The sequence below is a fragment of the Polaromonas sp. P1_E1_2 genome (assembly GCF_056406035.1).
On the sequence record NZ_JBFUAZ010000114.1, the window covers coordinates 1 to 9,053 of the forward strand.

The following is a 9,053-nucleotide window of genomic DNA, read 5'->3' on the forward strand; positions in this document are numbered from 1 at the left end:
CTCGGAGATCAGCTTGGTATTGAGCATGACTTCCACCGCCGGCGTTCGGCCGCCGTCCTGTGTGCGCAGCAGCCGCTGCGACACGATGGCCTTGAGCGCGGCACCCAGATCGCCCAGCATGGTGCTGCGCACTTCCACCGGGTAAAAGCTCAGGATCCGGTTCAGCGCCTGGTAGCTGTTGTTGGCGTGCATGGTCGCCAGGCACAAATGGCCCGATTGCGCATAGGCAATGGCCGCCGACATGGTTTCGCGGTCGCGGATTTCACCGATCAGAATGACGTCAGGCGCCTGCCGCAACGCATTTTTCAGCGCCACCTGCAGCGATTGTGTATCGCTGCCGACCTCGCGCTGGTTCACAACAGACTTCTTGTTGGTGAACAAAAATTCGACCGGGTCCTCGATGGTGAGGATGTGGCCCAGCGTTGTCTCGTTGCGCAGATCGATCATGGAGGCCAGTGTGGTGCTKTTGCCGGCGCCGGTGGAGCCCACCATCAGCAGCAGGCCGCGCTTTTCCATGATCAGGTCGGCCAGGATGGGCGGCACGTTCAGGCTGTCCAGCGGCGGGATATCGCTGGGGATATAGCGAATCACGGCGGCGTAGGTGCTGCGCTGCTTGAATCCGCTGATACGGAAGTTGCCCAGGCCGGCAATTGGCAGCGCCATGTTGAGCTCACCCATTTCCTCCATCTCTTCGATGCGCTCGGGCGGCAGCACTTCAGCCAGCAGGTTGCGCGGCGCCTCCGGCGGCAGGATCTGCGCATTGATCGGGATGGCCTGGCCATTGATCTTGATCAGGGCGGGCGAATGGGCCGACAGGTAGACGTCAGACGCCTTCTTGTCCACCATCAAACGCAGGATTCTTTCCATCGTGCTCATAGTCCACCCTCTTGATTGAAATGAAATACAACGTTGGCCACCCGGCTTACGGTTCCTCGCCAGCAGGGGCCGCGGAACCGGCTTTGCCGGGCCGCAGGCGCAGCGGCCCCCTCGGGGGGCAGCGCACTACGCGAAGCGAGAAGCGTGGGGGCCATGTCTAGTCGCGGAGTAAATCGTTCAGGCTGGTGGTGGAACGGGTTTTTGCGTCCACGCGCTTGACGATCACCGCGCAGTACATGCTGTACTTGCCGCCGGCCTTTGGCAGGTTACCCGACACCACGACGGAGCCTGCAGGAATGCGGCCGTAGGTGACGGTGTCGGCTTCGCGGTCGTAAATCGGCGTGCTCTGGCCGATGTAGACACCCATAGAGATCACCGAATTTTCTTCGACGATCACGCCTTCGACCACTTCAGAGCGTGCGCCGATAAAGCAGTTGTCTTCAATGATGGTGGGGTTGGCCTGCAGCGGCTCCAGCACGCCGCCCAGGCCGACGCCGCCTGAAAGGTGCACGTTGTTGCCGACCTGCGCGCAGCTGCCCACGGTGGCCCAGGTGTCGACCATGGTCCCTTCGCCAACCCAGGCGCCGATGTTGACGTAGCTGGGCATCAGGATCGCGCCCTTGGCGATGAAGCTGCCGCGGCGGGCCACGGCGGGGGGCACCACGCGCACACCGGTTTCGCGCATTTCGGCTTCGCTCAGGTGCGCAAATTTGGTTTTGACCTTGTCGAAAAAGCCGAGGTCACCGGCGCGCATCAGTTCGTTGTCTTTCAGGCGAAAGCTCAGCAGCACCGCCTTCTTGATCCACTGGTGCGTCGTCCACACACCCACGCTTTCACGGGTGGCCACGCGCAGCGAGCCATTGTTCAGCTGGGAAATCGTTTGCTCCACTGCCTCCAGGATGTCCTTGGGCGCCGACTTGGGCGACAGGTTGGCGCGGTCTTCCCAGGCGGCGTCAATGGTTTGCTGGAGCGCTTGCAGGTTGGCTTGAGTCATGAGAATGGTTTTTCAGTGAACTTTGGATTGGATGAACTGGACGATGCGCTCTGCGGCCTCCACGCATTCGGCGGTTTCTGCCACCAGCGCCATGCGAATTCTGCCGGCGCCGGGGTTGTGCCCCTGCGCATCGCGTGCCAGGTAACTGCCCGGCAACACCACGACATTGTAAAGAGCGAGCAGCTCGCGCGAAAACGCGGTGTCCGAGCCCTTGAATGCTTGGGGGATTCCGGCCCACAGGTAAAAGCCTGCGTCGGGCAGGGCGACGTCCATCACCGCCGACAGCATGGGCGTGACTTTGGAAAATTTTTCGCGGTACATGGCGCGGTTGTCCACCACATGTTGCTCGTCATTCCAGGCGGCAATGCTGGCCGCCTGCACGATGGGGCTCATGGCGCTGCCGTGGTAGGTGCGGTAGAGCAAAAACGGCTTGATCAGCGCCGCATCTCCAGCCACAAAGCCGCTGCGCAGGCCGGGCACATTGCTGCGCTTGGAAAGGCTGGTGAGGGAAATCAGATTCTTGAAGTCATGCCGGCCCAGCTCTGCGGCTGCTTGCAGGCCGCCCAGAGGCGCCTCATCACGGAAGTAAATTTCGCTGTAGCACTCGTCCGAAGCAATCACAAAGCCGTAGCGGTCGCTCAGTTCAAACAGCAGCTTCCATTCGGCCAGCGACATCACCGAGCCTGTGGGGTTGCCGGGCGAGCAGACAAACACCAGCTGGGTTTTGGCCCAGACGTCCGCCGGCACTGCCGCCCAGTCGATGCCGAAGTTGCGCGCCGGGTCGCTGGGGGCGAACCAGGTCTGTGCGCCCGCCAGCAGGGCTGCGCCTTCATAAATTTGATAGAACGGATTCGGGCAGACCACGGTGGCGCCCGGTTTGCTGGCGTCCAGCACGGTTTGCGCCAGTGAAAACAGCGCCTCGCGCGAGCCGTTGACCGGCAGGATTTGCGTGGCCGGGTCCAGTTTCAGGTTGTAGCGGCGGGCCAGCCAGTCGGTCATGGCCTGGCGCAGCTTCGGCTCCCCCAGCGTGCCGGGGTAACTGGCCAGGCCGTCCAGGCTGGCTGTCAGCGCATCCTTGATGAGCTGGGGCGTGGCATGGCGGGGTTCGCCTATGCCAAGGCTGATGGGTTTGTAAGCCGGGTTGGGGGTGACACCGGCGTGCAACTGGCGCAGCCGTTCAAACGGGTAGGGCTGGAGGCGTGAAAGCAGGGGATTCATGCCTTGATTATCCWGCCTCGCCTTGCTCACCCGCCGCCGGTCTGGGTTGCGGTTTGTCATGCCCTGGTCTGATCGCTATTAAATTAATAGCTGCTCGCGCTTGTCCTTGTTGGGCTTCAGGCTGATTTCATCCAAATTTCCCTGGTAGCCAGCCATTTTCAGGCAGCGCAGGGCCGGGCGTCACCCTGACAGACCGCCGCCGTGCGAAGCAAAGTGTTTCACGCCGGGCCCGTCAAGGGCCTTTTTCCCGGCAAAATCTGCGTCCCGCTCGGGTAACATGGCGGACCGTGCGCTACTGAAAGTGGTACACGGCGTGTGTCAGCGTTTTTCCGTAAAACGCCATAAAAATCAACGAGTTAGGGTTGTAATTCCCTACCTCAGGCTCAAAAAAACAGGGACAGCCGTGCGTCTCAATTCGATCAAGCTATCTGGTTTCAAATCATTCGCAGAGCCCACCAATTTCGTACTGCCGGGCCAACTGGTCGGTGTGGTGGGCCCCAACGGTTGCGGCAAGTCCAACATCATGGACGCGGTGCGCTGGGTGCTGGGCGAAAGCAAGGCCTCCGAGCTGCGCGGCGAGTCCATGCAGGACGTCATCTTCAACGGCACCACCACACGCAAGCCCGCCAGCCGCTCCAGCGTGGAACTGGTCTTTGACAACGCCGACCACCGCGCCGGCGGCCAGTGGGGCCAGTTTGTCGAGATCGCCGTCAAGCGCGTGCTGACGCGCGACGGCACCTCCAGCTACTACATCAACAACCAGCCGGTGCGCCGCCGCGACGTGCAGGATGTATTCCTGGGCACCGGCCTGGGTCCGCGCGCCTACGCCATCATCGGCCAGGGCACCATCAGCCGCATCATCGAGTCCAAACCCGAAGAGCTGCGCCTCTTCCTCGAAGAGGCCGCCGGTGTTTCCAAATACAAGGAGCGCCGCCGCGAGACCGCCAACCGCCTGTCCGACACGCGCGAAAACCTGACACGTGTCGAAGACATCCTGCGTGAGCTGAACGCCAATCTTGACCGGCTTGAAAAGCAGGCCGAGGTGGCCATGCGTTACAACACGCTGCATGCCGACGCGAGCCTGAAGCAGCACCAACTGTGGTTCCTCAAACGCGCCGAAAGCGAAGCCGACCAGTCCAAGGTCAAGGCTGACGCCGAAAAAGCCGTGAACGACCTGGAAAGCCGCGTGGCCGACCTGCGCCACATCGAGGCCGACCTCGAAACCATTCGCCAGGCGCACTACTCGGCCGGCGACCAGGTCAACCAGGCCCAGGGCAAGCTCTATGAGGCCAGCGCCGAAGTCGGGCGCCTGGAGGCCGAGATCCGCTTTGTGGTCGACGGCCGTCAGCGTGTCGAGCAGCGCCTGGCCCAGCTCAAGGAACAAACCGCCCAGTGGGCCACACGCAAGGAAGACGCCGCCGTCGAGACGGAAAACCTCGCCGCGCAGGCCATTGAAGCCGAAGAAAAAGCCGAGCTCCTGGCTGCGCAGACCGAAGAGCACCAGACCCAACTGCCCGCCCTGGAAGACGCCCTGCGCCAAGCCCAGGCCAAAGCCAACGAGCAGCGTACCAGCGTCGGCCAGGTGCAGCAGCAAATCCAGGTGCTGGCCGCCGACCAGCGCAACATCGAAGAGCAGTCGCGCAGCCTGGGATTGCGGCTGGAAAAGCTCACGGCAGACCGCAACGCACTCAACGCGCCCGACGAAGCCCGTCTGGCCAACCTGACCACKCAGTTCACCGCCGCACAGGAAGCCCAGGCTGAAGCCGAAGCCCGCCTGCACGAGTTGACCGACAGCGTGCCGCAGCTCGACGAAGAGCGCCGCACGCTGCAGCACACCGTCAACACCGAATCCGCCAAGCGGGCCGACCTGTCGGCGCGCATGGAAGCGCTCAAGGCCCTGCAGGAAAAGGTCAAAACCGACGGCAAGCTCAAGCCCTGGCTGGCCAAGCACGGCCTCGATGGCCTGCAAGGCCTGTGGAGCCGCATCCACATCGAACAAGGTTGGGAAAACGCGCTTGAAGCCGCGCTGCGCGAGCGCCTGGGCGCACTCGAAGTCAGTCGGCTCGACATGGTGCGCGGCTTTGCCGGTACCGACGGGCGCGATACGCCGCCCGCCAAGCTCTCGTTTTACTCACCGCCCAGCGCCGCCGCACCCGCCCGCACCAATGCGGCCATCACACTCAAACCGCTGACCGAATTGCTGCGCCTGAACGACGCTGGCCAGTCTGCGTTACTGGGTGACTGGTTGCAGGGTTGCTACACGGCGCAAAGCCTGGACGACGCCCTGGCCGCACGCGACAAGCTGCAGGCCGGCGAAGTGATTTATGTGCAAAGCGGCCATGCCGTGACGCACCACAGCGTGAGTTTTTACGCCCAGGATTCCGAACAGGCCGGCCTGCTTGCCCGCGCCCAGGAAATCGAAAACCTCGACAAGCAGCTCAAGGCCCAGGCCCTGATCAGCGAAGAGGCCCGTTCCGCGCTGATTCGCGCCGAAGCCGCTTACGCCGACGCCGCCCAGCGCCTTGCCACGGCACGCCGCGAAACCGCCGAAGGCCAGAGCCGCACCCATGAGCTGCAGGTCGAAGTGCTGCGCCTGACGCAACTGGCCGAGCAGACCCGGGCCCGCAGCGAGCAGATTCAGGCCGACATGGCCGAAATCGAAGCGCAGCTTGGCGAATTGCAGGAGCGCAAGGTCACGGCTGAAGGCCGTTTTGAAGAGCTTGATATGCAACTGGCCGACAGCCAGGAACGCCACGCGCAGCTGGATGACCGCGTGATCGAAACCGAGCGCAAGCTGGGCGAATCACGTGAGCAGCAGCGCACGCTGGAACGCCAGGCGCAGGAAGCCACGTTTGCGTTGCGCAGCTTGGCCTCCCGCCGCGAAGAGCTAACCCGTTCCATCGACATTGCCGCCCAGCAAGCCAGCTCCATTGCAAGTGAAGAAGCGCAAGCCCGTGAAGAGCTCACGCGCCTGACAGACGCCGCAGCGCAGGCCGGCCTGCAAAGCGCGCTGAGCGTGAAGCTCGAGCGTGAGGCCGATCTGGGCGCCAAGCGCAGCCAGTACGACGACCTGACCAACAAGCTGCGCGCCAGCGACGAGCGGCGCCTGCAACTGGAGCGCGAGCTGGATCCGCTGCGCCAGCGCATCACCGAGTTCCAGCTGAAAGAGCAGGCAGCGCGCCTGGGCTTTGAGCAATACGCGCAGTTGCTGGCCGACGCGCAGGCCGACCTGGCTGCGGTGGAGCAATCCATCCAGTCCGGCAACGTGCGACTGACCGGCCTGCAAGGCGAAATCGACCGTATCAACCGCGAAATCCAGTCGCTGGGCGCCGTCAACCTGGCCGCGCTCGACGAGCTGAGCACCGCGCGCGAACGCAAGCAGTTCCTAGACGCGCAGTCCGCCGACCTGAATGAAGCCATGACCACGCTGGAAGATGCGATCAAGAAGATCGACATCGAAACGCGCGACCTGCTCTCAAGCACCTTCGACACGGTCAACGGCCATTTCGGCCGGATGTTCCCCGAACTCTTCGGCGGCGGCAATGCCAAGCTCATGATGACGGGCGAGGAAATCCTCGACGCCGGCGTGCAGGTGATCGCCCAGCCGCCTGGCAAGAAGAACCAGACCATTCACCTGCTTTCAGGTGGCGAAAAGGCGCTCACGGCCATCGCCCTGGTGTTTGCGATCTTCCAGCTTAACCCCGCACCTTTCTGTTTGCTGGATGAGGTTGACGCGCCGCTGGACGACGCCAACACCGAGCGCTATGCCAAGCTGGTGCGCTCCATGAGCAAGGAAACGCAGTTCCTCTTCATCAGCCACAACAAGATCGCCATGGAAATGGCCGAGCAGTTGATTGGCGTGACCATGCAGGAGCAGGGCGTGTCGCGCATCGTGGCGGTGGACATGGAAGCCGCCATCGGTTTCGCAGAAGCAGCCTGACCCCAAAATGAGCACTTTGCAGATCAGTCTGGCGGTGGTGGGCGGGCTGGTGCTGGCCGGCGTGGTGGCACACAGCGCCTGGTCGTCGCGCAGGAACCTGCCCAAGCAGGCCACACCGGAAGCCCCCGCTCCCGAGCAAGAGCTTGCACCCGCACAAAGTGGCGAAGGTGCCGCAGCTGAACGGCAGGAACCCAGCTTTGACGTGGATTCTGGCCTGGCATCGCTGGCCTCGCTCGCCACGATGAATGCATCCGAAAGAAAACCAGGCCTTGACGTGCTGATTGATGCCGTTGCGCCCGTGGTGATTGAGGGCATGGTGTCGGGCGAAGCCGCGCTTGCCGCCATGCCCAGCACGCGCCGGGCCGGCAGCAAGCCTTTCGGCGTGGAAGGCCTGAGCGCCATTACCGGCGAATGGGAATTTCCCACAGCAGGGCATCGTTACAGCGCCTTTCAGTGCGGCGTGCAGCTGGCCAACCGTACCGGTGCGCTCAACCAGATTGAATACTCTGAATTCGTGATGAAGGCGCAGGCGTTTGCCGATGCGGTGGGCGGCGAGCCGGAGTTTCCGGAAATGCTGGACGAGGTGGCGCGAGCCCGCGAACTCGACCAGTTTGCCAGCGGCCATGACGCACAGCTGAGCTTTACCCTGCGCGCCGTCAACACGGCCTGGAGTCCGGGTTATGTCCACCAAAGTGCGGCCCGGCTGGGTTTCGTTCCAGGTTCCATTCCCGGGCGCATGGTGTTGCCGGCAAGCCAGCAGGGGCAGGCTCCCATCCTGGGGCTGGCTTTTGATACTCAGGCTGCAATGGCCGAAGACCCGGAGCAGACCGCGCTGCGTGAACTGACGCTGTCGCTCGACGTTCCACAGGTTTCCCGCTCTGAGCAGCCTTTTGCACGCATGTGCGAAGCCGCGCTCTCCCTGGCCGCCAATATGGACGGCGTGATCATCGACGACAACGGCAACCTGATCCGACCTGAGGCGATGGAGGTCATCCATGCAGACCTGGAGCAGCTGTATGACACGCTCGACAGCCGCGATTTGTCGGCGGGCTCGGTGTTGGGGCGCCGGCTTTTTTCCTGAATTTCCCGGGCTTTTCGCCCGTTTCCGACTTTCTTCATGGCCATCAAAGACCTGTTTGCGCAGCCCGAACCCTCGCCGCAGCCGGCCTCCGCCGCGGAGCGCGTCGCTGCGTTGCGCGCAGAGCTGCATCTGCACGCRCACCGCTACTACGTGCTCGATGAGCCCACGATTCCCGATGCCGAGTACGACAAGCTGTTCAAAGAGTTGCAGGCGCTTGAGGCGGCTCATCCGGAACTGCTGACACCCGATTCACCGACCCAGCGCGTGGGCGGCAAGCCGCTGGACCAATTCGCCAGTGTGCGCCACAAGGTGCCCATGCTCAGCATTCGCACTGAAACCGACACGGAAGCCACAGGCGCCCAGAATTTCGATACCCGCGTGCGCAAGGAGTTGGGTCTGGCGGAATCCGATCCGCCTGTCGAATATGTCGCGGAACTCAAGTTCGATGGCCTGGCGATGAGCCTGCGTTATAAAAACGGTATCCTGGTGCAGGCCGCCACGCGCGGTGACGGTGAAGTCGGCGAGGACGTAACGCAGAACATCCGGACCATCAACCAGATTCCGCTTCGATTGCCTGCCGACGCTCCGCCGGTCATGGAAGTGCGTGGCGAGGTTTATATGCGCCGCGCTGACTTCGARGCGCTCAACGAGAAGCAGCGCGAGAAGATCGCGCAAGGCGCCAAGGGCGAAAAAACCTTCGTCAATCCGCGCAACGCCGCGGCTGGCGGCGTGCGCCAGCTGGATCCAGCGTTGGCCGCGCGGCGGCGCTTGAGTTTTTTTGCTTACGGTTTGGGGGATATCTCTCCGCCGGAAGAGGGCGGTCCGGCGTTCGAAACCCATTTTCAGCTCCTGCTAACACTCAAATCATGGGGTTTTCCGGTCGCAGCCCAGACGCAACTTGCGCAAGGCGCTCCTGAATTAATAGCATTCCACCAGACCATGGG

At 62.9% G+C, this 9,053-nt stretch carries 6 protein-coding genes; 3 read left to right on the top strand and 3 right to left on the bottom strand.

Annotated features, from left to right (window positions below; translation table 11 throughout):
* The 3 genes from AC1D1P_RS08000 to dapC all read right to left on the bottom strand — a co-directional run.
* Positions 1-876: PilT/PilU family type 4a pilus ATPase (locus tag AC1D1P_RS08000; RefSeq protein WP_477672620.1), on the bottom strand; the 876-nt coding region annotated here is incomplete at its 3' end.
* Between the two features lie 157 nt (positions 877-1,033).
* The gene (gene dapD / locus AC1D1P_RS08005; protein WP_457280835.1) at positions 1,034-1,870 is read right to left on the bottom strand and encodes a 2,3,4,5-tetrahydropyridine-2,6-dicarboxylate N-succinyltransferase; all 837 of its coding nucleotides are present in this window, start codon (positions 1,868-1,870) and stop codon (positions 1,034-1,036) included.
* A 12-nt stretch (positions 1,871-1,882) separates the two neighbouring features.
* Positions 1,883-3,088, bottom strand: coding sequence for a succinyldiaminopimelate transaminase (gene dapC, locus AC1D1P_RS08010; protein WP_477672621.1), 1,206 nt, complete (start codon positions 3,086-3,088; stop codon positions 1,883-1,885).
* Between the two features lie 403 nt (positions 3,089-3,491).
* Here dapC and smc point away from each other — a divergent pair, with 403 nt between their 5' ends.
* The 3 genes from smc to AC1D1P_RS08025 all read left to right on the top strand — a co-directional run.
* On the top strand, positions 3,492-7,028 hold the full coding sequence (gene smc / locus AC1D1P_RS08015) for a chromosome segregation protein SMC (protein ID WP_477672622.1): 3,537 nt from the start codon (positions 3,492-3,494) through the stop codon (positions 7,026-7,028).
* A 7-nt stretch (positions 7,029-7,035) separates the two neighbouring features.
* Positions 7,036-8,109 (top strand): cell division protein ZipA C-terminal FtsZ-binding domain-containing protein, encoded by a 1,074-nt coding sequence (locus AC1D1P_RS08020; RefSeq protein ID WP_477669506.1) that lies wholly within the window; start codon positions 7,036-7,038, stop codon positions 8,107-8,109.
* Between the two features lie 36 nt (positions 8,110-8,145).
* Positions 8,146-9,053, top strand: a 908-nt coding sequence (locus tag AC1D1P_RS08025) for an NAD-dependent DNA ligase (protein WP_477672623.1), incomplete at its 3' end; no start/stop codon positions are given.

Coding starts and splice junctions, on each gene's coding strand:
- dapD (WP_457280835.1), bottom strand. CDS start 1,870: ATGACTCAAGCCAACCTGCAAGCGCTCCAGCAAACCATTGACGCCGCC.
- dapC (WP_477672621.1), bottom strand. CDS start 3,088: ATGAATCCCCTGCTTTCACGCCTCCAGCCCTACCCGTTTGAACGGCTG.
- AC1D1P_RS08020 (WP_477669506.1), top strand. CDS start 7,036: ATGAGCACTTTGCAGATCAGTCTGGCGGTGGTGGGCGGGCTGGTGCTG.